The following is a 24151-nucleotide window of genomic DNA, read 5'->3' as shown; positions in this document are numbered from 1 at the left end:
AAAGCCAGTTCAACCAAATATAGCGTAAACCATGAACAAATCAGGAAAGAAAGACCTTTATGAAGCACCGGATTACTATCTGTTAGACGAACTTTTGTCTGAAGAACATAAACTGATAAGGTCAACGGCTCGTGACTGGGTCAAGAATGAGATTAGTCCGGTCATAGAGGATTACGCACAAAAAGCGGAATTCCCTAAACACCTGATCAGGGGTTTAGGTGAGATTGGTGCCTTTGGCCCTACTATTCCAGTAGAATATGGAGGTGCAGGCCTGGATTACATCTCATATGGCATAATCATGCAGGAACTGGAACGTGGAGACTCAGGTATCCGTTCTACAGCTTCTGTACAAGGTTCTTTAGTGATGTATCCTATTTATGCTTATGGTTCTGAAGAACAGCGCCTTAAATATTTACCAAAACTGGCTACGGGAGAAATGATGGGTTGTTTTGGTTTAACGGAACCGGATCACGGATCAAATCCTGGTGGTATGGTGACTAACATCAAAGACAAAGGCGACCACTATTTGTTAAATGGTGCTAAAATGTGGATTTCCAATGCCCCTTTTGCTGATATTGCTGTAGTTTGGGCGAAGGATGAAGCAGGAAAAATCAGAGGAATGGTGGTTGAACGTGGGATGGAAGGTTTTTCAACTCCCGAAACGCACAATAAATGGAGCCTTCGTGCTTCTGCAACCGGCGAATTGGTTTTCGACAATGTGAAAGTCCCTAAGGAAAACATATTCCCGGAAATTTCTGGTCTTAAAGGCCCTTTGGGTTGTTTGAACCAGGCCAGATATGGCATTGCATGGGGGGCTTTGGGTGCAGCGATGGATTGTTACGATACTGCTTTACGTTATTCTAAAGAGCGTATTCAGTTTGGAAAACCTATTGGTGGTTTCCAGTTACAGCAAAAGAAATTAGCTGAAATGATTACCGAAATCACTAAAGGTCAATTATTAGTCTGGAGACTGGGCGTATTGAAAAGTGAGAACAGAGCGACGGCCGAACAAATTTCAATGGCCAAAAGAAATAGTGTTGAAATTGCACTGGATATTGCCAGAAATGCGAGACAAATGCTTGGAGGAATGGGGATCACGGGCGAATATTCAATTATGCGCCATATGATGAACCTGGAATCGGTGGTCACCTATGAGGGTACGCACGATATTCATTTGCTGATTACAGGAATGGATGTCACAGGCATAAATGCTTTTAAATAAGAAAAAGGCTATGATTGTTTCATAGCCGTTATATAACAAACAATAGATTACGAATGAAGACCTTTAAAAAATACTATTATCTTCCTGCTCCGCCTGAGGAAGTTTATCTGGCAATGACAAAAGCACAAAGCATACAGTTATGGACTGGTGCTGAAGTGGAATTTACGGATCAGCCGGATACCGAATTTTCTTTATGGGAAGGAGATATCATTGGAAAAAACCTGGAGTTCGATTATGGTAAAAAAATTGTACAGCAGTGGTATTTTGGGGAAGAGAATGAGCCTTCTATTGTAACAATTAAACTTCACGCCGATAAAAAAGGGACTTCTCTGGAATTTGTACAGACGAATATTCCTGATGAGGATTATGAAGATTTTACGACAGGACTGAATGAATATTACATAGGGGGATTGCAGGATTTCTTCGAAGAAGAATAGTTTCATTTAGGATTGGGATTTTAAAAAAAGCGCTTTGCAATTTCTGACTGACGTTCCCTCTTTGAGGGCCCTGATGTCAGAAATTGCAAAGCGCTTTTTTTAAAATTTGTAATCTTCATTCCACGTTTGATAAGCTGGTGTGTTTAGAGGATAGTTATTAGTTGACACTTTTGATAAAATTTAACAACAATCAGGAACCATCGTTTAATCTTTCAGGTGACATTTTTAAATATTGAATACTCATTTTATATCATTGAATTACAAACACTTGAAAATGATTTATTAAAATATTTTTCTGTAATGGGGTAAAAGAAATAGTTTGCAGCTAATAGGCTTGAAAACAACATTATGAAAAGATTTTACTTTTGTCTCAGCCTATTATTATGCCATTACTCTTTGAGTTATGGTTTTAGAAAAGAAACATCATTATTCCAATCCATCCCTCTTACTGCGACAGTACCTCTGGCAGAGGCATTGAAGGATTTAGGTAAATTATATAAAGTAAACTTCCTATATGAGCAGACAACTGTTAACCAAAAGAAAGTTGTCTTGAATAAAACAGAACTTAAAGGAAAAAAAATCGAAGAGATTTTAACCGGATTATTAACCCCGTTGAAATTAGGATGGTATAAGATAGACGAGAAAAACTACTCCGTTTATCCCCTGGACAAATCTCAAAAATCTAATAGCTCAAATACTGAACATAATAATTCCATTTCAAATCAGCCAGCTATAGATACGCTGACTAATGCCCGGATAATAGGCCGCGTGATGGATGAGTTCAAAAAGCCATTAGAATATGTCACATTAACCCTGAGAAGAACAGTCGATTCCTCATTCGTCATGAATGCGCTGAGTGATTCAGCCGGGAGATACCAGTTTGCTGGAATTAAAATGGGTGACTACAAGATTAAAGCATCTGTCTTAGGCTATATTCAGTTAACGACAGCCTCGTTCAATTTGAATTCGAAAGATCGGTTAACCATCCCTGCCATAGCGCTAAAACCTCTTTCAGAGACTTTGAGTGAGGTCAGGATAACTGCCAGCCGTCCCTTGGTGGAAACAAAGAGTGACCGTCTGATCATGAATATAGAGAATAGTGCGATGGCCACGGGAAATTCATTGCAATTACTTAAGTCAGCACCTTTTGTCCGGATTTCCGCAGACAATAACATTACCCTGCAGGGTAAAAGAACAATGATCTTAATCGATAACAAACCAGTTCCGGATGCATCTTTACAGGACATTTTACAAACCCTGCCATCCGGGAATATTTCAAAAGTGGAGTTAATTACACAGCCATCGGCCAAATATGATGCGACCTATGGTGCTGTTATTAATATAACTACTAAAAAAAGTACAATAGAAGGAGTAACAGGAAATGTCCATGCTGAAGGCTCTATGGGACTTTATGGTAAGGCTGACTTAAACAGCTCCCTAACATTTAAACGTAAAAACCTAACCTTGTTCGGAACTGCTGGTATCAATAAAAGTGATAACTTGTTTAGAGTTAACACAGAAAGGATTCTTGGAAACGGAGACTCTCCGGATATATTAACGAGCGACCTGAACAGGTTAGCAGATACAAAGCTTTATAATTTCCAAACCGGTGCTGACCTGGCGATTGATAAAAATCAAACCATAGGTTTATTAATCAATGGCAATAGTCTTCGGGCTAACGGGCCCTGGACCACAACTGATAAGTTTAGTAAACAAGGAGCAGGAATTGATTCTATCCTGAATACCAATACTAATTTCAACCTCAAACTATCAACCTATACTTATAACTTAAACTATCATTTAACTACAGATTCTGGTAAAAACGAACTATCCGTTCTGGCCACCTTTACCCCTTTCAGGCGTAATTTATTTCAGTATTTCCCTTCCGAGTTATTAAATTCTTCTGGAGAAGTGATCAGGACCCCTCCGGTATATCAAACGGTTAACACTTCACACATTAATGTTTATATCGCTCAGATTGACTACAAGCGTAATCTAAACCAACAGTGGACACTGGAGACTGGCCTTAAATATCAAAAGACAGACTCAAAAAGCACTGTAGACTATGAAATCAATAAAAATAATCAATTTGAAAATGATCCCGCCTATTCGAATAACAGCCGGCTCAGTGAAATTATTGCAGGTGCATACGGTATTTTATCAAAAGATTGGAAGAATGATAAGCTGCAATTAGGATTCAGAGTAGAAAACACCAGGGCAGTATTTAAAGGTTTCTTTAATCAAAACTACTTCAATGCTTTTCCTTCTTTTCTCTATCAGCACACTTTCAACGAAAATTACAACCTCTCCTTTTCTTTCAAAAGAGCAATAGCGAGGGCGCCTTATTACGACCTTGTTCCCTACACCGTTTTTGTTAACAAGTATACCATTGAACAAGGAAATCCTTCGTTAAAACCAGAATACGATAACATCTATACCATAAGTACAAACATCCACAAACTGAATATGTCTCTTAGTTATACCTCAGCAAAGGATATGATCGCTATGCTTCCCAATAGTCAGGATTATGCTACTAAAATCACTTATTTTTCGCGTCAAAATCTTAGTAAATCATCTGACCTATCTTTCAATCTCTTTTATCCCTTACGCATAAATTCCTGGTGGGAGACTCAAAACAGCGGCAATATCTTAGGCTACACTAAAGTACAGGGACAGGTATTAGGGAGTTCTTATTTACTCTCGTCCGTCCATTCAGATTTCAGGTCGGCCCAAATATTTAAACTGTCCCAAAACATCAAACTTCAGGTAGACGCCTATTTCTGGACCAGATATACCCAGGACTTATCAAAATATAGTGGATACAAAAATATAGATGCCTCCCTTCTGCTCGACATCATGTCCGGCAAGGGCCAGGTCAGGCTGAGTGGAAATGAAATCATCTTCAAAAGAAATGATTATTATCAGAATAATGATTTCGGTATGTATCGTTCACATAACATATACAACTCTGATAGCCGAAGGGTAAATATTGGCTTCACTTACAAATTTGGTAAAAACAAATTCAGTTCCCCAGAGAAAAAAGCAGGTAACGAAGATGCACTGAAAAGACTCTAGAAATGTGTAATTTAAGAGAACATTCAACCTGCAAAACTAAAGCAGAACAATCCGGATTTGCAGGCTGAAACTCAAATAGCGCAAAATTAATTTCTGTAAAGGGTAGAATTAGAGTAATCTTGCATACATGGCCATTAGAAATAACGACATCTTCAGAAAGAAACTTCATACAATCATCTTCGAATCGGACACCAAAGCAGGTAAATTATTTGATCTGATTTTGCTATGGGTTATTTTGTTAAGCATTCTATCTGTCTTTCTCGAAAGCGTAGCTAGTTTCAGAGCTCAATATCTGATTTACATCCGCATTGTAGAATGGATTTTCACTATATTTTTTACGCTGGAGTATGCCCTTCGGATTTATAGCAGCGATAAACCATCCAGGTATATATTCAGCTTTTATGGGCTTATAGATATCATTGCATTTTTACCTACTTATCTGAGCCTATTCCTTGCAGGAGCCCATTATCTGGTTGTTATACGTGCATTTAGATTATTACGGGTATTTAGAATCTTAAAACTGAGCCGTTTTACGAGCGAAGGAAATATATTGAGAAATGCCCTTAAAAACAGTTTATATAAAATCACTGTATTTTTGGCCAGCGTAGTTACACTGGTAACCATTATAGGTACACTGATGTACATTATTGAAGGTGATGCAAGTGGTTTCACCAGTATCCCTGTTTCTATTTATTGGGCGATAGTTACAATCACTACTGTGGGTTACGGTGATATTTCGCCACAAAGTCCTTTGGGTCAGCTTCTGGCAAGCATACTTATGATTATCGGTTACGGTATCATTGCAGTTCCAACCGGTATCGTATCTGTAGAAATGGCCAGAGCTACAGACGAAGCCAAAGAGAAGTGTCCTGTATGTTATGCTCCAATTTATCCTGCAAACGCAAGATTTTGTTCCAGGTGTGGAAAAGAATTAAAAGAGCAGGAGAAGTCATAATTTATTCCGGATAAGCACAATCACTATGCGAATATGACCGACACATCAGAGATACGTCAGTCATAAGTAAGAGTTCGTAGTTGGAAGGGTGTTGGAAGGGTACCGTACCCTTCCAACACCCTTCCAACTACGACGTCAATACGACAAAAAATAGTTCCTGATATTTAGCCCTGTATCAGCAATATAAATTCTGAAATTAACAGCTATACAGATCCTGATTAATCAAAAAAGCTATTAATTAGCAGATGGGTTATTTCCTTTATCAACAACAACTTTAATATCCCTACCCTCTAAATCAGTCGCATATATTTTAGAAGTCGTAAATGGCTTTTCCATGCCGCTATAAACGATCTTATCATTTGCAGTAACAAAAAGAGACGGAACAGTTACCCCATCAGGAGAAATTCTTTTCACCTTTTTAGTTGCCATATCAAGAACATAAACTGCTTCAGCCGGACCAGTTAAACCAGCTAAAATATCCTGATTACCTGCATTAAAGATTAATTTCTTTCCGTCCTTACTATAAAAGAAAGTATTGCTGCTGGCAATTGAAAAATTCTTTCCGATCAGATCTACAATATTTACAGCCCCTACTATTTTCCCTGTCAAATCAAATGTGTAAAGTTTTTGAAGATCCTGAGCAATAAGCTGATTTTCATTCTTCCATGCCGGTGCATAAAAGTTAAGCACCGAGGTACTATCCAGCATAACATAACCTGAATTATCTACTTTGATTACTCCTACTTTCCAAACTGATTTCTTATTAAAAATGCTAAAAGCAACCCTATCCCCCGAAGGAGACCACATCGCCCTATAATAATTCTTATTCTTCACGTTCAATTTTGTCTGGCTTTTACTAAGCATATCGGCGATCCAGACAGACCGGTTACCCAAACTATCGCTAACCGTATAGGCTAATTTATTCCCATCCGGAGAGACTGATGGATCAGTGGCCCCACCAAAAGAAATCTGTTTCGAAGTATCAGCATTAGCCGCTACTATTTTGTCGTCAAGCTGATAGGCCAGCGCATATTTATTATCAACCACCTTAGGTGTTTCGGTATGATCAGGCTTATTATTAGTATGACAGGCAACAACTAAAAGTGATAGTGCAGGGATTAAAAACTTAAAAGATTTCATGCGTATTTAATATAATTTTATAGTATATAGTATTAAATTCAATTTAACAGCTATTCAACGATAGCATCAGCTAAAAACGGTCAGTCTTTAACCTGATTACAATGCTATTCGTATCCAGATTCAAAGATTAAGAATAATCTAGTTATACATGTAATAGGAAAAGCATTTTTCGTCTAAAAAACAATAACCCACCTTACCTCCTAACCACCAACCAACCCCATCACAACTAAATCTGTATAAAATATCAGAGTTGCTTTTAACGCGGTGTAAAAAAACACCCTGCAACCCCACAAAGAAAAAAAAACGCCATACTATCTGCTGACATCTTTCATAATTCATGAAAGCCGTCAGCAGATAGCATGGCATTTTTTTTATTGTTGGTGGAGAAAATAAAATTACGGCACTTCGTTAAAAGCAACCCTTACATTTTCCCTCAGATTATAGTGTGAACTCATTACCTCCCCATAAGCACCTGTACTCCTTATCCCTATTAAATCTCCTCTTTTCGTTTCCTGTAACAGCACCTCTTTTCCAAAACAGTCAGTACTCTCACAAATCGGTCCTACCACATCATACTTAACAGTTGCTTCACCATCCTGCTTACTTAAATTCTCAATCTGGTGATAAGCCTGATAAAGTGCTGGCCTCATCAATTCCGTCATTCCGGCATCAAGAACAATAAAATTCTTATTCTTACCATTTTTCACATAAAGTACCCTGCTGATTAGCGAAGAACACTGACCTACGATCGCTCTTCCAAGTTCAAAATGAACCTCCTGATTAGATCTTCTCTCTAAAAAATCATTAAAGATCTTAAAGTAAGCCGTAAAATCAGGTATTTGCTGTTCAGGATTCTGGTAATCAATACCTAATCCTCCGCCAACGTTCAACACCCTTACCATGAACCCGCGTTCCTCAAACCATTTTGCAAATTCATTGATCCTTACACAAAGATTCTTGTAAACATCAAGATTTGTAATCTGAGAGCCGATATGGAAATGTATCCCCATAAACTCCAGATTAGGTGAAGCTTTTAAGGCATCTGCACAATCAGGAAGATCCCATGAATTTACCCCGAACTTATTCTCATCCAGGCCAGTTGTAATATTATGATGCGTATGTGCATCCACATTAGGATTAATGCGAATTGCAACCTTTGCCACCTTACCTTTTTTACCAGCAAGCTCATTGATCACTTCCAGCTCCTGAACAGACTCTACATTAAAGCAGAAAATATCCAGGTCCAGTGCCTCATTGATTTCCTTGTCTGATTTTCCAACACCAGCAAAAACGACCTGTTTCTTATCGAAACCTATCTCAATAGCCTTTTTTACCTCGTTACCACTTACACAATCTGCTCCCAGACCGGCTTCCTTAATTCTTTTAAGCAGTGTATCATTAAAATTGGCCTTCATGGCATAATGCACATGAAAATCATAAACTTTAGCTGCATCAGCACAGGCATTTAAGCTGCGTTGTAATAAACTAAGGTCATAATAATAGAAAGGTGTTTCTAAATCTGCAAACTGTGCTATATCTTTGTTAGAAAACATAATGTTTAAATATCTTATTGTATTTTGTTTAATTGGAATGATGTTGATTTACATGGGCAACTATTTCGATCTTCAGCGTCAGAAAATCAGCAAAAAAGAATACGACAGAAGAACAAGGCTCTTTATCGCACTCTTATTTCTTATTATAGCTGTCCTCACTTACCTCAAAAAGAGATAATCCGTATTTTATTCAAAAATACGGTTATGTAAACTTCTCAACACTTCCGTTTTATCTTCCGTATTTATTAATAGAGAAATATTATAATTACTACCGCCATAAGAGATCATTCTGATCGGAATATGTTTAATAGAATCCAGTACCCTTGATGCAAAACCATGTTTACTCGCACCAAAGTCCCCTACCACACAAACAATCGTTTGTTCCTTATCCAGTTCTACCGTACCAAAAGCATGCAGTTCTTCTACAATCTTGTCAATATTGTCAGTAAAATCTATTGTTAAAGAAACAGCTACCTCCGAAGTTGTAATCATATCAATAGGCGTTTTATAACGCTCAAAGATTTCAAATATTCTCCTCAGGAAACCATAGGCCAAAAGCATTCTGCTCGACTGAATTTTAACCGCTATAATACCATCTTTCGCAGCAATAGATTTAATCTTACCTTTTTCGCTTTCCGAAGAAATCAATGTACCTGCAGCCGAAGGCTCCATGGTATTTAATAACCGTACAGGGATTTTATACTTCTGCGCAGGAAATACCGATTGGGGGTGAAGAATTTTAGCTCCGAAATAAGCAAGTTCCGCAGCCTCATCAAAAGAAAGATGAGAAATTGGCTTTGTTCCCTTTACAATCCTGGGATCATTATTATGCATCCCATCGATATCCGTCCAGATCTGCACTTCTTCTGCTAAAATCGCAGCACCAATCAGAGAAGCTGTATAATCACTACCACCACGGCGCAGGTTATCTACTTCACCGAAGCTATTTCTGCAAATAAAACCCTGCGTGATAAATAACTTATTCCCTTTATGTTTCTCCAGCAAAGGTTTAAGGTTTGCTGTTGCATAAGGGATATCCGGTTCATTGTCCTCATCGATTTTCATAAAATCAAGTGCAGCCAGTAATACAGAAGGTACACCTATAGACTTCAGGTAAACATGATAAAGCGTAGTGGACAATAATTCACCTTGTGCCAGAACTACTTTCTCTTCGACAGGCGTAAAAATATCATTCGCCAGTGAAGCTAAAAATTGAAAATGATAATCGACAATTTCCTGTCCCTGCTGACGGAATTTGCCTTCAGGAAGAAGCTCAATTACAAATTCATTATATTTTTGATTTAGGGCGTTAATTAAAATTAACGCCCCCTGTTTATCTTCCTTTAAAAGTTTGCCTGAAATTTCTACTAAACTATTGGTTGTACCAGACACTGCTGATAAAACTACAATTTGCTCTTCAGCCGGATTAATGATATCCAGCAATTTCGTCATCCGCTCAGGGCTTCCGACAGAAGTTCCGCCAAACTTTAATATCTTCATTTTTCTAAATTGGGTTAATAATTAAAAGAAATTACCGCCACAGTTAATTTTATTTGGGGCAGATATTTTTAATTCAATTAATTTGGTATATAATTGCATTGGGGCGTGAAATTAACAAAACGCACTTAATAATCATTATATATACAGAATTAAATTTGGAGAGTGGATTTTTTAATATTAGAACAGCCTTTTTAATTTGGTTTAATAAAAACATCCAGGCTCATTTTTTTGTTTATAGACCAGAATAATTCAAATATTAACGGAGAACATGCAATTAGAAGCAGCAATACAAAACACCATTAACGAGTGGCTTAATGGCAATTATGACCAACAAACAAAAGAAGAAATCCAAAAACTAATAGACAGTGAAGCCTCCACAGAATTAGTAGATGCTTTTTACAGAAGTCTTGAATTTGGTACAGGTGGACTCCGTGGAATTATGGGAGCTGGTTCTAACAGAATAAACAAGTACACAATTGGCACAGCCACACAAGGTCTGAGTAATTATCTGTTAAAGAAATATCCTGGAGAAAAAATCAAAGTCGCTATCGCACATGATAGCAGAAACAAATCTGACTTCTTTGCTAAAATTACTGCGGACGTATTCTCTGCCAATGGAATTCATGTTTATTTCTTTAAAGAACTGCGCCCTACCCCCGAACTTTCATTTGCAATCAGACATTTGGGATGTCGTAGTGGAGTGATGCTTACTGCTTCACATAACCCAAAAGAATATAACGGCTATAAGGCCTATGGTGCGGACGGAGGACAATTTACTTCTCCTGATGATACTATGGTTATGGACGAAGTGGCAAACATCAAAAGTATTGATGAAGTTAAATTTGAACGCAATGAGCAGCTTGTTGAGCTGATCGGCGAAGAAATTGATACTTTATACCTTGATCAGATTACTGAGCTTTCTGTTTCTCCCGAAGCCATAGCAAGACAGAAAGACCTTAAAATAGTTTATTCTCCTATTCACGGTACAGGTATTACTTTAGTTCCTAAAGCACTGGCACAATTTGGGTTCACCAATTTAACACTGGTTAAAGAACAGAGTACACCAGATGGAAACTTCCCTACGGTAGTTTATCCTAATCCGGAAGAAAAAGAAGCCATGACACTTGCTTTAAATAAAGCAAAAGAAATTGATGCAGACCTGGTTCTGGCAACAGACCCTGATGCAGACAGAGTAGGTATTGCTGTTAAAAATAATGATGGTGAGTTTGTCTTGCTTAATGGAAACCAGACCGGAAGTTTGTTGATTAACTACCTGCTCACCGCGTGGCAGGAAAAAGGTAAACTGGATGGTAATCAGTATATCGTTAAAACTGTTGTTACAACTAATCTTGTAGAAGAAATTGCTAAAGCTAAAAATGTGGAGTGCTATAACACTTTAACAGGCTTTAAACATATTGGTCATCTGATTACCAGCCTGCAAGGTAAAAAAACCTTTATTGGCGGTGGCGAAGAAAGCTATGGTTACCTGATTGGTGAACTGGTAAGAGATAAAGATGCCATTATTTCCTGTGCTTTTATAGCTGAGATGACAGCTTTCTACAAAGATAAAGGCAGCAGTTTATATGATGCAATGCTGGACATGTTTGTTGAGTATGGCTTATATAAAGAAGAATTGGTTTCCCTGACTAAAAAAGGAAAAAGTGGTGCCGAAGAGATCAAAGCGATGATGGAGAAATTCAGAAATAATCCGCCATTGGTTCTTGGAGGTTCTAAAGTAAAAACTTTAAAGGATTACGAACTGGGTATAGAAACTGATTTGGATACCAAAGAGAAAACCAAACTTGATTTCCCTAAGTCTGACGTATTACAATTTATCACGGAAGACGGAAGTATTGTTTCGGCCCGTCCATCTGGCACAGAGCCTAAAATCAAGTTCTATTGCAGTGTAAATGCACCGCTTGCAGACAAAACTGAATTCAAAACAGTTGATGCTGCACTGGGAGAGAAAATAAAATCCCTGATGAGCGATTTACAGGCTTAAACGAGTCTTGTTAACCAGTATAAAAAAACCGGAAGATCTTTTGATCATCCGGTTTTTTTATAGCTATTCTGATACAGGAAGCTTCTGCTATCTTTCGATCAGTCTTGATGCCAGTACCACGTTATTCAATTCCTTTTTTTCAAAAGATCCGGCAACTGCCAGCTCTTTTAATACAAAATTAATCACGTTTTCTGCGATTTCCTCTATCGGCTGATCTACAGCACTGATAGTTGGAGAATGCAGTTTAAAAATATCATGGTCATCATAAGCAATTACTTTAAATTCTGCATTCAATTGCTTGTTCATTTCTCTAAAGCTGAACAATCCTCTTACTGCGAGGTAATTTGTTGCAAAAAGCACCGCATCAATTTCTGGATTTTCAGTAAAGAACTTAGTGAGCTCTGCTGTTGTTTCATCCGCAGTATTGCTAAATGAGATGAGCTTGCAAAGCTTTTTATTAATTTTAATTTTATTTGCTTTCAGCGCCTGCTCATAGCCTTTATAACGGTCTTTGATCTGCTCGACATCAACATCAACGGTCACAAATGCAATATTCTTCATTCCTTTATGGATTAAAGAATCAGTAGCCATATAAGTACCTTTAATATTATCTACTAAAACACTGCTAACTTCAAGTCCGGGTAAATGGCGGTCAAATACGACTACCGGTGTACGGTCAGACAGCAATTCACGAATATCTTCTTCCATTCCTACCATTGGGGCAATGATATAACCATCTACCTGTCTTGACTTAAACATCTTGATCAGACCTTTCGCCTTTTCCAGATTATTTTCTGTGCTGGAATAAATAATCTTATAACCATGTTTGTAAGCTTTATCTTCAATCAGTCTTGCTATGGCAGCAAAAAACGGATTTGAAATATCCTCTACAATCAATCCGATTGTATTGGTATTTCCTGTGCGCAGACTTCTTGCAACCTGGTTGGGTTTGAAGCCTACTTCTTTAATAATGGCCTCGACCTTTGCAATCATGTCCTGGCTGATCCGCATTTTCTCTGCTTTACCATTCAATATGAAAGAGACAGTAGTAATAGATACATTAGCCTTCTTTGCGATATCCTTTATAGAGAGGGGTTTCATTTTATTTCTTATGTTTAGATGACCAAGCTAGAAAAATAAAAACTATTAATGAAACAGTCTCAACAGTCTCCCCGATATTTTATTTCATTGCATCAAGTTAAAACTTGACGCTTATGTTGTATACCGTGCTTTTATCACGATAAAATATGTTGAAATGGTCTGTACTCACTCCAACCAGTCTGAACTGATTGAAATCTGTTAATCCTTCCAGTTCTCCTTCAATTGTAATAATCCCGTTATCATTACGAATATTAGCGATAAAAAAATTCTTAGTCAGTTCTTTTAAGCTATAGTCACTGGAACTGCCGCCCAGTCTGTACTCATTTATAGTAGCAAAATCAGTACGTCCATTCACCAGTTTTTTAAAATCAGCCAAAGAAGGAACAACATTACTATAAGAAACACCAGTAAGGTTTGTTTCTGCAGTTGAACCAGCCTGAAAATAACCACCTGCTTTATTTCCTTCTGTACGTTGATTAGTCAGGTAAACGATATTCGCACCCATCATTGCCGCTTGTATTTTAAGTTTACGGTAAGCACGGTCTTTTACGCGCTCCTGGTTAGAAAATCCTGTTGTTCCTTTAGCTTTAGAACTTACATCACCAATCTTATAAAGTCCTTTGACTTCACTTTCAACAGCAGTAACCGTTACGTTATCAAACTCGCGGACATCAGTTACAGCTTTAAAGGAAGAAGCTTCTGTAAAAACCTGTACACGGCCACTTTTAAAAACTATTTTTTGTACACTATTCTTGTATACCGAATTAACCAGATCTTCATTAGGATGACTGAATTTAACCCCCTCTTCTGTCACTTCTTTAACGCTACAAGCTATTTTTTGATTATTAGAATAGATCGTATCCATTTGAGCAAATGAATTTAAGGAATACACAAATAAAGTGCAACATAATAATAGAATTTTTTTCATATAAATATTGATTTAAGTAATTTTAAAGCAATTTATGAATAATTATCGAGCTGTTAAAACTGGTAACATGATTTATGATAAATGTTATTCAAAATCAATTCCGCATTATTAGCTATATAAACCTTAAATTTGTCTATTGATATCTTTTTATTATGGCATACATTGATTACTACAAAGTCCTTGGCGTGGATAAGAAGGCAACGCAGGAAGAGATAAAGAAAGCATACAGGAAACTTGCACGTAAATATCATCCCGATTTAAATCCTAAAGACAAGGAAGCGAATAAACTGTTTCAGCAAATCAATGAAGCGAACGAAGCTTTGAGTGATCCTGACAAACGCAAAAAATACGATGAATACGGTGAAAACTGGAAACATGCAGATCAGGCACAACAGCAAGGAGGAAATCCTTTTGGCGGTGGCCGAAGAGGCAGTTCGGGTGGTTTCGGCGGAGGATTTGGTGGAGGCGCAGCTGATTTTGGGGGAGGAGATTTCTCTGATTTCTTTGAATCTATGTTCGGTGGCGGCGGCAGACAGCAAAGAAGCAACGCCAGATTTAAAGGTCAGGATTTACAGGCTGAATTAAAAATCTCTTTCAGAGAAGCTGCAGAAACACATAAACCAACCATAACTGTTAATGGCAAAAATCTGAGGATAACAATTCCTGCAGGTATTTCAAACGGCCAGGTAATTAAACTTAAAGGACAAGGCAGTGAGGGTGTAAATGGCGGTCCGGCCGGAGATCTTTTTATCACCATTACGATTGCAGATGATGCAGTATTTAAAAGAATCGGTGACGATCTTTACCTGATTAAGGAAATAGACCTTTATACAGCTATTCTTGGCGGAGAAGCTATGATAGATACCTTAAATGGTAAAGTAAAACTGAAAGTACCTGCCGGCACACAAAATGGAACAAAAATAAGATTGAAAGGCAAAGGTTTTCCTGTTTACAAGAAAGATGGAGAATCTGGAAATCTTTTTATAACTTATACCGTTAATATACCTGTAAACCTTACTGAGAAGCAAACAGAGCTTTTCAAACAACTACAGGAACTATCCATGTAATAGACTAATTCATTATCCTATGGAAACCGAATTAATAACTATAAGAGATTACTGTATTAATTATGCTATAGACCCTTCTTTTATTCATGAACTTGAAGAGTCGGGATTACTTACGTTAACCATAATTGACGGAGACAAATTCATACATTTTGAACAATTAATGGAAATGGATCGTTTTATCCATTTCCACTATGATCTGGAGATCAATGTCGCTGGCATTGAAGCAATTGTTAATCTCTTGCAAAAAGTCCGGCATATGCAGCATGAAATTGAGATTTTAAGAACTCATATCCATGTACATGAAGGCCATTAAAGCCCTATGTAAACTTCAGGATTAACTAAAAATGGTGGCTTCTCTCCTTTTAAAACTGCAATAATATTTTCTGCAGCCAGTCTTGCCATTGCATTTCTTGTACCTTCTGTAGCAGACCCAATATGAGGTAAGACCGCTACATTAGGCATCATTAATAATTTGTTATCAGCCTGCATAGGCTCAGGATTTGTAACATCCAGACCGGCTCCCCAAATGATTTTACTTTCAAGTGCCTCAATCAGATCATGCTCATTATGTATCGGTCCCCTCGCTGTATTGATGAAAATCGAACCTGATTTCATCTGTTTAAATACACCGAGGTCGAACTTTCCTTCGGTCTGAGGGGTTAAAGCAGTATGTACTGTAAGAACATCACTCTGTTTCAGCAAATCTTCAAAAGAAACATAGGTTGCATCCAGCAAGTTCTCCGCCTCTTCGTTTCTACTGCGGTTATGGTAAATGATCTTCATGCCAAAAGCACCAGCACAGCGTTTAGCCATTTCAGTCCCTATTTTACCCAATCCAAAAACGCCGAGTGTACAGCCATTTAATTCTTTACCTAAATTAGCTGTCGGCTCAAAAAAGCCCCATTCCCCGTTAATAATGGTCCGGTGCATATGAAAAGCATTCCTGGCCGCTGCCATCATCAGCAAGAAAGCAGTATCAGCAGTAGCCCCGCTCAATACCCCAGGCGTGTTACCTACTGGAATTTTAAGCCGGGTTGCTGTTTCAATATCCACATTATCATAGCCTACAGAATGCAGCGCAATCACTTTTAAATGACTGCTCGCTTCTAAAAACTCCCGGTCTAATTGCTGACCAGCACTAAGCAGCGCATCTGCACCAGAGCATTCTGCAATCAACTCTTCCCTGGTCATTTTTCTTTTTTGCGACCACTGCTTAACTTGCAGCCCCGCCTCTTCAAGTAAACGCAAACCTGATTCGGGAATTATTCTGGTTATAAATACATTCATGGGCGCTATTTACTCAAAAAATTTGAACTGATGGTATCCCAGACTTCTTTTCCATCTCCTTTTAAAGTTTGTTTCAGCATATAGATACCAAATCCTTTAGCCTGTTCAAAGTCTATTTTAGGTGGCATTGACAGTTCTGCCTGATTAACTACAACATCTACCAATACTGGTCCGGGATGCGCTAAGGCAGCCGCAATTGCAGCTTCTACCCCATCTGATTCTTCTACCCTGATCCCTCTTATCCCAATAGCCTGTGCCATTTTCGCAAAATCAGGGTTCTTAAGGTCTGTTCCAAAAGGAGGCATTCCAATCACCTTCATTTCCATAGCTACAAACCCCAGTGAACTGTTATTGTATACAATAATTTTTACGGGCAGATTATACTGAAAGATTGTTAAAATATCACCCATCAGCATCGCAAAACCACCATCCCCGGATAGCGAGATAACCTGCTTTTCAGGGAAAGCAAATTGCGCCCCTATCGCCTGTGGCATTGCACTGGCCATAGAGCCATGATTAAAAGAACCAATTAACTTTCTGCCCTTTTTCATATCTACATAACGTGCTGCCCATACAGTAGGCGTACCTACATCGGCGGTAAATATAGCATCATCTGCAGCTTGTTCACTTAATATTCTGGTCAGATATTCAGGATGTATAGGTTTACCGGAAACTGGCTGTGCATGACCAAGCAGGTTTTTCCTGTTGTCCTGATAACGTTCCTGACATTTTTCTAAGAATGAAGCATCCTGAACTTCCTCCAGGAAAGGAAGCAGCGATTTCACAGTTTCCTTCACATCGCCTGTTAAACCAAGATTTAGTTTACATCTGCGCCCTAATCTTTCTGGTCTGATATCTATCTGTACAATTTTAGCCTTGGAAGGATACCACTCTTTATAAGGGAAATCAGTTCCCAGCATCACCAGTAAATCACTTTCTTCTACGGCATGATAACCAGAAGAAAGACCAATCAGCCCGGTCATTCCCACATCAAATGGATTGTCATACTGCACATGTTCTTTACCTCTCAGCGCATGAACTATTGGCGATTTGATTTTGCCGGCAAGGGCCAGCAACTCATCATGTGCGTCTCTGCAGCCCGCACCGCATAACAGTGTAATTTTTTTAGCTTCATTTACCAATTGCGCCAGTTTCTGTAATTCCCCATCAGAAGGACGGATAGCAGGACGGCTGACAAACAATGGATGTTCCAGTTCCTCATTCTCCATTTTTTCCATGGCAACATCACCGGATAAACTGATAACCGCTACCCCATTCTGACCTATGGCATGCTGCATAGCAATTTGCAATACCCTGGGCATTTGTCTTGCAGAAGCTATCGTTTCGCAATAATAACTGCATTCACGGAATAAAGATTCAGGACGGGTCTCCTGGAAATACGAGGTACCTACCTGTTCACTTGGAATATGCGCTGCAATAGCCAGAACAGGCGCATTACTTTTATGTGCATCATACAATCCATTGATTAAATGCATATTACCAGGCCCGCAACTACCTGCGCACACAGCTAATCTGCCTGTTAGCTGCGCCTCAGCGCCCGCAGCAAATGCAGCAGCCTCTTCGTGCCTGTAATGGATCCATTTTATTTCTTTAGAATTACGTATTTCATCTACAATTCCGTTCAGCGAATCGCCTACTAAACCATGTACATGTTTAACTCCTGCCTGAATCAGTATTTCTACCAATTTCGCTGCTACTGTTTTTGCCATAATATTCTTGGATAAAATAAAAGCCATCCCCGGGGGACAGCTTTGATCAGGTGATTATTTTTTTACAACTTCGTCATATCTGCGTTCAACTTCAGGCCAGTTCACGACTGTCCACCACGCGGTGATATAATCTGCACGTTTATTTTGATATTTCAAATAATAGGCATGTTCCCAAACGTCAAGGGCTAAAATTGGACGGCCCTTTTCTACTGCAATATCCATTAATGGATTATCCTGGTTTGCAGTAGTTGTAATTTTGAGTTTACCATTCTGTACAATTAACCATGCCCAGCCAGATCCGAAACGTTTAGCTGCGCTATCTGCAAAAGCAGCCTTAAATTTCTCCATCGAACCAAAGTTTGCATCAATTTCTTTTAAAAAAGCAGGAGAAGCAGGTTTTGGTTTTGGAGCCATAATCTGCCAGAATAAGGAATGGTTATAATGTCCACCGGCATTGTTACGGATAGCAGCAGGATAAGTTGAAGCTACAGCAAGAATCTGTGCAAGACTTTTGCCTTCTGCTGTTGTACCCTTTACGGCTGCATTTAAATTAGTGACATAACCCTGGTGATGTTTAGTATAATGAATTTCCATAGTCTGCTTGTCTATAGCAGGCTCAAGTGCATTGTATGCATATGGTAAAGGCGCAAGCTTAAATTGCGCGCTAAGCGTCTGTGTTCCTGCCAATAGCAGAACAATAGGGAAAAAGCTCTTAAATAATTTCATCTTAATCAATTGGGTTATTTGAAAAGCTGTTTAAACTTATATAAGTTTAAACAGCTACCCATTTAAAACGATTATTAAATTAATTTGTTTTCTCTATTTCGATTTAATGAAGATAATTAATCCTAATACACTCACCACCAGGACACCAAAAGCAGAAAAAGCAGTCAAAAAATCCCGAAAGTTTTTACCTGCAAAATCTACCAGTAAAAACTTGTGAAATACAGCAAAACTCAACCCTTCTCTTCTGTCCGAATCCTGAACTTTGGCACCAAGCCTGCCTGTTGCTGTTTCTACATAATAGGTAAGATGCTGTGGTGTACTTAATGCTATTTTCACTACCGGTAAACGCTTGTTGACAAAACCGTAATCATTGTCAAATTTAGTGATATAGCCTGAGGAAGAAATAATCAGCGGGGCAGACTCATCAGCTGCTGCGTTAGCCATCATTTCACAACATGCAGCTTCACCATCAGCAACTCCCTGAGCTACAAAATGTTTAACCAGGCTATAACTATGTTCCATAATTCCGTCCGGAAGGAGCTGACCATTAGCTGCATCATAATAAGCTACATTAGGTTTTTCCTTTTTATCTTTTTCACCAAACATAGTCTCGGCCTTTGCTACCTGCTGTTTTTTCCAGCTATCATTGTCTTTTTTGACCAGACAGACCTGATAATACGTTTTATCATTAAACCTTGCTAATGCTATATTACTCACCTGATCCCATTGAACGGGCAGAGTTGTAGAAGCTATAACCAGATCACGAGACTTGATTTCTGGTTCAAAAACATAGTTAATCCTATCATCGGGTGTAAATTTATGGGTCGCGTGGTAAGCTCCGGACCCCATAAAAGTAAGGGTAACGATAGAAGTCAGCAATCCGATACTCCGGTGATACTTTCTTAGAAAGCCAACTTTCTGTCCTGCGACCGGCTTCTTGAATTTCTTCCATAAAAAGCCATAAATTAATAAACCGCTTAAAGTAGAAAAGATGACAATAGAGGCCAGTATCAATACCAGTGTATATCTTGCTGTATTATTGGTAATCTTTGCAATGAATTCGTAACTATGAAAATTACTGAATACCCAAAGAAAGACTTTCCTGTTGGTATCGTTATAGTTCGCCAGTCTGCTTTGTGAAGTTTCTACATAGACATCCATCTGATCTTTTCTATCAAAACTCACTTTCCATACTGGCAGCAAACGATTGATATATTTGTATTCATCAGTAAAACTGTTTACAGGTGTTATTGAACTCACTTTAGAAGTACTGTCGCCTAAAAAATAACGACTTAAATACACTGCGTATAAACGGTCTCCATCAGGCAGTTTCACGCCATCAGCAGCAGAGAAGTACTGCATCTCATTTTTCCTGTCTTTTATCTGATAAAAGGTCTTTCCCTGGAAATTTATGATTCTGAAATTCCTCAATAAGTTAATCCCGTTTTTACTTAAAACTTCGTTCACAGACAACTTTACCTGCTCCTTATTGACTGGAGCAGGTTTAATATATTCATGTGCAATCTGCAATTTGAACCAATGTGCAATAATAGGATGACTTAAACCTGAACATGTCCAGAATATTACTGGAATAATAGTCATAATCCCAAGGATACGGTGCCAGGAATACATATTCCTTTTTACCGTCCGGCTAAGATTTTCGGTATCCATATTAACGCTTGTATTCTGCCAGTAATGTATCCATATCTTTCATCAGCTGCTCCACCTGCGCATCTACAGTTCCATCATAAGCACCTCTGATCCGTTTTTCCTTATCTACCAGGACAAGATAGCCCTGATGGATAAATCCACCGGGTGCTGCTTTATCCTGCCCTACTGAGACCAGGTAATTTCGTTCTGCCAGTGCATAAGTCTGTTCTTTTGTTCCCCATAAAAATTCCCACTGTGTTCCTTTAATCCCTAATTTGGTCGCATAGGCTTTCATTCTTGAAGGTGTATCATATTTCACATCTATAGTGTGTGAAGCCAGTTTTACTTCCGGATTGTTCAGATACTTCTGGTATACCTTTAACAAATTACGGTGCATAGTCGGGCAGATTGTAGGGCACGAGGTAAAGAAAAAATCTGCTACATAAATTGCACCGTCAAAATCTTTATTGGTCACTACTGCACTATCCTGATTTAAAAATTTAAAGGCTGGAATAGTTCTGTAGGTAGTATCAGTCCCGGATATATCCTGCTGTAAAAAGGGCAGTCTTTTTGGCTTGTCTTTACATCCTGTGAATACTGCCAGCAGCACGAACAGGTAAATAAGTCGTTTTCCCATTATTTTTTAAACTGTTTAAGGTAAGCATCAGATGACTGGATTTCAGCTTTATACAAGCTATCGATCTTTCCAATTTTAATCCTTTCGGCTTTAAAATATTTGACAGCGTCTTCATTGGATTTACCAGTTACATCCGGTTCAAATTTATGCATCCAGTCATTCATCAGTTCTTCAGCACTATTTAACCTGTCCAGTGTCGCTTTCATGACTACTTTTTCTTTTAATGTATCCGTAGATGGAAACCTGGTTTTCAGTGCTGGCATACCTTTCAGCATAGAATCCAGTTTCATCTGATTATTCACCAGTATACCATGATCTTCCATTACTGTATCGTGGAATTTCATGACTTCATCTCTTTCTGTCTTATAATTTTGAGTTTGTGTACAGGCAACTGCTCCTGTAACCAATACGATTGCGGCTAAAAATAACTTCATACTATTATTGTTTAAATAGGTGTATACACCGATTAGAGCCCATTTGATCTAAGGGCCCATTAGAAAATTGAATAAAAAAAAGGGTAATACTCAATGCTTTATCCGGCTTGAAAGCCAGCTGTAAAAGCAGGTAAGTACCAGATTAGCAGCTGAGCTGCGGAGGGTGAAAAATAGAAGTCAGCTGCGCTACTGGTTTTCCTGTGGTAAACGGAACACGCAGACTGATAGCATTAACAGCGTATTGTTTAAATTCAAAAGGGGCATAAACGACAGGTTCCTGCAGCTGGATCTTCTGGAATTGATGATCCTGTTTCTGCTCCTTCTCTTCTGCCTGTTTGAGTTTTTTCATCAGGTAACACTTGCCATTGCAATGCAATTGTGGCTTATCTTTGTTTACACAAAGCTCTTTAGCAATATACCCCTCGTTCATTTCGAAACCTGCAAAGACAAAAAGTCCCGACAGGCTTACTGAAACCGAACACATTAAAAGTAATATAGCTGTAAAGCGTGTCAGCATTGATTTGTTACCCCCTTAACTTACCCCATTTTAAATAAGTTGCACCCCAGGAGAATCCTGCACCAAAAGCGGTGAGCAACAGGTTATCATTTTCTTTGAAATCTTCTTTAAATTCCCACATACATAATGGGATTGTTGCAGCAGTTGTATTACCGTAAAGCTGGATATTAACTTTTACCTGATCTGGTGTTAAACCTAATTTATCACCTACTGCCTGAATAATTCTCAGGTTAGCCTGATGCGGGATCAGCCAGTTGATATCTTTAGTCTCCAGGCTGTTTCTTTCCATGATCTCCGTACAGGTCTGCGTCATTCCTTCGATTGCAGCCTTAAAAACTATCCTTCCATTTTGAGAAATGTAATTCAGTTTTTTATCTAAAGTATCAGATGACGATGGATTCAACGAACCACCTGCAGTAACAATCAGATGTTCTTTACCCACACCATCAGTTCTGAATACATTATCTACCAGACCTATTTCTGATTCTGTCTGCTCAAGCAGAACCGCTCCGGCACCATCACCAAAAAGAATACAGGTATTCCTGTCTTCGTAATTTACAATAGAGCTGTTTGCATCAGCACCAACGACAATCACGTTTTTATAACGATTGCTTTCAATTAAACTTGCACCCAGTGTCAGGGCGTAAAGAAAGCCGCTGCAAGCTGCGTTAGAATCAACACCCCATGCATTTTTTAAGCCTGCTTTTTCGCATACTATACTTGCGGTAGATACCATAATATAATCCGGAGTAGCCGTAGCTACAATTACGCATTCAATTTCGTCAGGGTTGATGTTACCATCTTCTAGTAACCTTTTCACTGCCATGGTAGCTAAATCGGAGGTTGCAAGTGAAGCATCATTAATAATTCTTCTCTCATGGATACCAGTTCTTGAAATAATCCAGTCACTATTCGTATCCACCATTTTTTCCAGATCGTGATTGGTTAAAATGGTTTCCGGTACATATCCTCCCAAAGCTGTTATGGCAGCATTATATCTCTTTCTCATTAAGCATTACAATTCTTGGCGCAAAACTAATAAATATTTACAGCTACATTACACTTTATTTTTACAGTAGCGTACCTTTGCCCGAACAATAAATTTTATTATGAGACCTCAATCCACCCTTATCTGCGCTATTTTACTGGCTGTCATGCTGTTCGCTTCTTCTTGTCAGCAAGAAAGAAAACTTCCGATTTACGGCTTAAGAGACACTAAAACCGTTAAAAACAGTGACGGTACAGCAGGTGTTGACACAATATATCAAACTATCCCGGCCTTTAAATTCCTGAATCAGGATAGCGTATATATTACAAATGAGCACTTTAAAGATAAAGTTTATATTGCAGACTTCTTTTTCACTTCTTGCACTAGTATCTGCCCTATTATGCACAGGAACCTGAAAATGGTGTCAGAAAAGTTCAAAGATAATCCTGATGTCATGTTTTTATCACATACGATAGATTTTAAATATGATACCCCTTCAGTGCTTAAAAAGTATGCTCAGAAGCTGGGTGTGGATGGCCCGAAATGGCAATTTGTATATGGCCCTAAAGATAGTGTATATACATTGGCTGAGAAAAGTTACCTGGTTGCTGTCAATGTGGATAGTACAAACAGAGATGGTTACGTGCACCAGGGATATTTAGTATTAATTGATAAAGACAGAAGAATCCGCGGCGCTTATGATGGAACAAATCCTGAACAGGTAGCACAGCTGGAAAAAGATATTCCGGTTTTATTAGCTGAGGGTAAAAAATAGAGATGAGGAAATTTATATTAATCAGCCTGGTTTCGCTGACGCTGATCAGCATGTTTTATTCTTGCCAAACTGCCGAAACAGTACAAAAGGATGCCTATTATGTTAATGGCAGAGACCTTTACATCAAACATTGTCAGAATTGCCACGGTGCTAAAGGAGAAGGACTTGGTGCTTTGACCCCTCCCCTTACTGATAGTGTTTTCATGAAAGCCAATAAGGAAAAACTTGCCTGCATCATTAAGAATGGACTTTCTGCACCCGTTACCGTACATGGACAGGTCTATGAAGGTAAAATGCCAGAATTTAACCTGGCCAACATCGATCTTGCCCAGGTAATCGTTTATATTACCAATGCTTTTGGACATCAACAGGGAATGTACACGAATCAGCAGGTAGAAAATGATCTTAAGAACTGTAAGTAACATTT

The 24151-nt window shown here is 38.5% G+C and carries 22 protein-coding genes; 9 read left to right on the top strand and 13 right to left on the bottom strand.

Annotation, left to right across the window (positions count from 1 at the left end; genetic code table 11):
* The first annotated feature begins 31 nt into the window (after positions 1 to 31).
* The 4 genes from HDE68_RS04105 to HDE68_RS04090 all read left to right on the top strand — a co-directional run bounded on the left by HDE68_RS04105 (position 32) and on the right by HDE68_RS04090 (position 5689).
* Positions 32 to 1222, top strand: coding sequence for an acyl-CoA dehydrogenase family protein (locus tag HDE68_RS04105; RefSeq protein ID WP_183879180.1), 1191 nt, complete (start codon positions 32 to 34; stop codon positions 1220 to 1222).
* Positions 1223 to 1275: 53 nt separating this feature from the next.
* The gene (locus HDE68_RS04100) at positions 1276 to 1659 is read left to right on the top strand and encodes an SRPBCC domain-containing protein (protein WP_041884573.1); all 384 of its coding nucleotides are present in this window, start codon (positions 1276 to 1278) and stop codon (positions 1657 to 1659) included.
* A gap of 348 nt (positions 1660 to 2007) precedes the next feature.
* The gene (locus HDE68_RS04095) at positions 2008 to 4734 is read left to right on the top strand and encodes an outer membrane beta-barrel family protein (protein WP_183879178.1); all 2727 of its coding nucleotides are present in this window, start codon (positions 2008 to 2010) and stop codon (positions 4732 to 4734) included.
* Positions 4735 to 4861: 127 nt separating this feature from the next.
* Positions 4862 to 5689 (top strand): ion transporter, encoded by an 828-nt coding sequence (locus HDE68_RS04090; RefSeq protein ID WP_183879176.1) that lies wholly within the window; start codon positions 4862 to 4864, stop codon positions 5687 to 5689.
* Positions 5690 to 5923: 234 nt separating this feature from the next.
* On the opposite strand, the gene HDE68_RS04085 is transcribed toward HDE68_RS04090, so the two are convergent.
* From HDE68_RS04085 to HDE68_RS04075, 3 genes are all read right to left on the bottom strand, one after another.
* A complete protein-coding gene (locus HDE68_RS04085) occupies positions 5924 to 6829 on the bottom strand; it encodes a TolB family protein (protein WP_183879174.1) in 906 nt (301 codons plus the stop codon).
* Between the two features lie 395 nt (positions 6830 to 7224).
* A complete protein-coding gene (gene lysA, locus HDE68_RS04080; RefSeq protein WP_183879172.1) occupies positions 7225 to 8382 on the bottom strand; it encodes a diaminopimelate decarboxylase in 1158 nt (385 codons plus the stop codon).
* A gap of 186 nt (positions 8383 to 8568) precedes the next feature.
* Entirely contained in the window at positions 8569 to 9882 is a 1314-nt protein-coding gene (locus HDE68_RS04075) for an aspartate kinase (protein ID WP_183879171.1), read from the bottom strand.
* A 268-nt stretch (positions 9883 to 10150) separates the two neighbouring features.
* Between HDE68_RS04075 and HDE68_RS04070 the strand changes: the two genes are divergently transcribed.
* A complete protein-coding gene (locus tag HDE68_RS04070) occupies positions 10151 to 11884 on the top strand; it encodes a phospho-sugar mutase (protein ID WP_183879169.1) in 1734 nt (577 codons plus the stop codon).
* 87 nt (positions 11885 to 11971) lie between these two features.
* On the opposite strand, the gene HDE68_RS04065 is transcribed toward HDE68_RS04070, so the two are convergent.
* Both HDE68_RS04065 and HDE68_RS04060 read right to left on the bottom strand, forming a co-directional pair.
* Entirely contained in the window at positions 11972 to 12985 is a 1014-nt protein-coding gene (locus HDE68_RS04065; RefSeq protein ID WP_183879167.1) for a LacI family DNA-binding transcriptional regulator, read from the bottom strand.
* A gap of 97 nt (positions 12986 to 13082) precedes the next feature.
* Positions 13083 to 13913 (bottom strand): hypothetical protein, encoded by an 831-nt coding sequence (locus tag HDE68_RS04060; protein WP_183879165.1) that lies wholly within the window; start codon positions 13911 to 13913, stop codon positions 13083 to 13085.
* A 152-nt stretch (positions 13914 to 14065) separates the two neighbouring features.
* On the opposite strand from HDE68_RS04060, the gene HDE68_RS04055 reads away from it, so the two are divergent.
* Together HDE68_RS04055 and HDE68_RS04050 are read left to right on the top strand one after the other, a co-directional pair.
* Positions 14066 to 14980, top strand: a complete 915-nt coding sequence (locus HDE68_RS04055; protein ID WP_183879164.1) for a DnaJ C-terminal domain-containing protein — start codon at positions 14066 to 14068, stop codon at positions 14978 to 14980.
* 19 nt (positions 14981 to 14999) lie between these two features.
* Complete coding sequence (locus HDE68_RS04050) at positions 15000 to 15293, top strand: chaperone modulator CbpM (protein ID WP_183879162.1); 294 nt, start codon at positions 15000 to 15002, stop codon at positions 15291 to 15293.
* On the opposite strand, the gene HDE68_RS04045 is transcribed toward HDE68_RS04050, so the two are convergent.
* The 8 genes from HDE68_RS04045 to HDE68_RS04010 all read right to left on the bottom strand — a co-directional run bounded on the left by HDE68_RS04045 (position 15290) and on the right by HDE68_RS04010 (position 22970).
* Complete coding sequence (locus tag HDE68_RS04045) at positions 15290 to 16267, bottom strand: 2-hydroxyacid dehydrogenase (RefSeq protein ID WP_183879160.1); 978 nt, start codon at positions 16265 to 16267, stop codon at positions 15290 to 15292. The two genes, HDE68_RS04050 and HDE68_RS04045, sit on opposite strands and share 4 nt — an antisense overlap.
* A 5-nt stretch (positions 16268 to 16272) precedes the next feature.
* Positions 16273 to 17997, bottom strand: coding sequence for a ubiquinone-dependent pyruvate dehydrogenase (gene poxB / locus HDE68_RS04040; protein ID WP_183879158.1), 1725 nt, complete (start codon positions 17995 to 17997; stop codon positions 16273 to 16275).
* A 54-nt stretch (positions 17998 to 18051) separates the two neighbouring features.
* On the bottom strand, positions 18052 to 18723 hold the full coding sequence (locus tag HDE68_RS04035; RefSeq protein ID WP_183879157.1) for a superoxide dismutase: 672 nt from the start codon (positions 18721 to 18723) through the stop codon (positions 18052 to 18054).
* A gap of 93 nt (positions 18724 to 18816) precedes the next feature.
* Positions 18817 to 20394 (bottom strand): PepSY-associated TM helix domain-containing protein, encoded by a 1578-nt coding sequence (locus HDE68_RS04030; protein ID WP_183879155.1) that lies wholly within the window; start codon positions 20392 to 20394, stop codon positions 18817 to 18819.
* A 1-nt stretch (position 20395) separates the two neighbouring features.
* On the bottom strand, positions 20396 to 21010 hold the full coding sequence (locus HDE68_RS04025; RefSeq protein ID WP_183879153.1) for an SCO family protein: 615 nt from the start codon (positions 21008 to 21010) through the stop codon (positions 20396 to 20398).
* On the bottom strand, positions 21010 to 21444 hold the full coding sequence (locus HDE68_RS04020) for a hypothetical protein (RefSeq protein ID WP_183879151.1): 435 nt from the start codon (positions 21442 to 21444) through the stop codon (positions 21010 to 21012). Before HDE68_RS04020 ends, HDE68_RS04025 begins: the two co-directional genes overlap by 1 nt.
* 142 nt (positions 21445 to 21586) lie before the next feature.
* Positions 21587 to 21961 (bottom strand): hypothetical protein, encoded by a 375-nt coding sequence (locus HDE68_RS04015; RefSeq protein WP_183879149.1) that lies wholly within the window; start codon positions 21959 to 21961, stop codon positions 21587 to 21589.
* Between the two features lie 7 nt (positions 21962 to 21968).
* Positions 21969 to 22970 carry a beta-ketoacyl-ACP synthase III gene (locus HDE68_RS04010; RefSeq protein WP_183879147.1) on the bottom strand — a complete coding sequence of 334 codons (1002 nt, stop codon included), beginning with the start codon at positions 22968 to 22970 and terminating at the stop codon, positions 21969 to 21971.
* A gap of 100 nt (positions 22971 to 23070) precedes the next feature.
* Between HDE68_RS04010 and HDE68_RS04005 the strand changes: the two genes are divergently transcribed.
* A complete protein-coding gene (locus HDE68_RS04005; RefSeq protein ID WP_183879145.1) occupies positions 23071 to 23724 on the top strand; it encodes an SCO family protein in 654 nt (217 codons plus the stop codon).
* A gap of 2 nt (positions 23725 to 23726) precedes the next feature.
* A complete protein-coding gene (locus HDE68_RS04000) occupies positions 23727 to 24146 on the top strand; it encodes a c-type cytochrome (RefSeq protein WP_183879143.1) in 420 nt (139 codons plus the stop codon).
* Positions 24147 to 24151 lie beyond the last annotated feature (5 nt).

Source organism: Pedobacter cryoconitis (assembly GCF_014200605.1).
Classification (GTDB): Bacteria; Bacteroidota; Bacteroidia; order Sphingobacteriales; family Sphingobacteriaceae; genus Pedobacter; species Pedobacter cryoconitis_B.
This window is presented reverse-complemented; position numbering and strand designations above follow the sequence as displayed.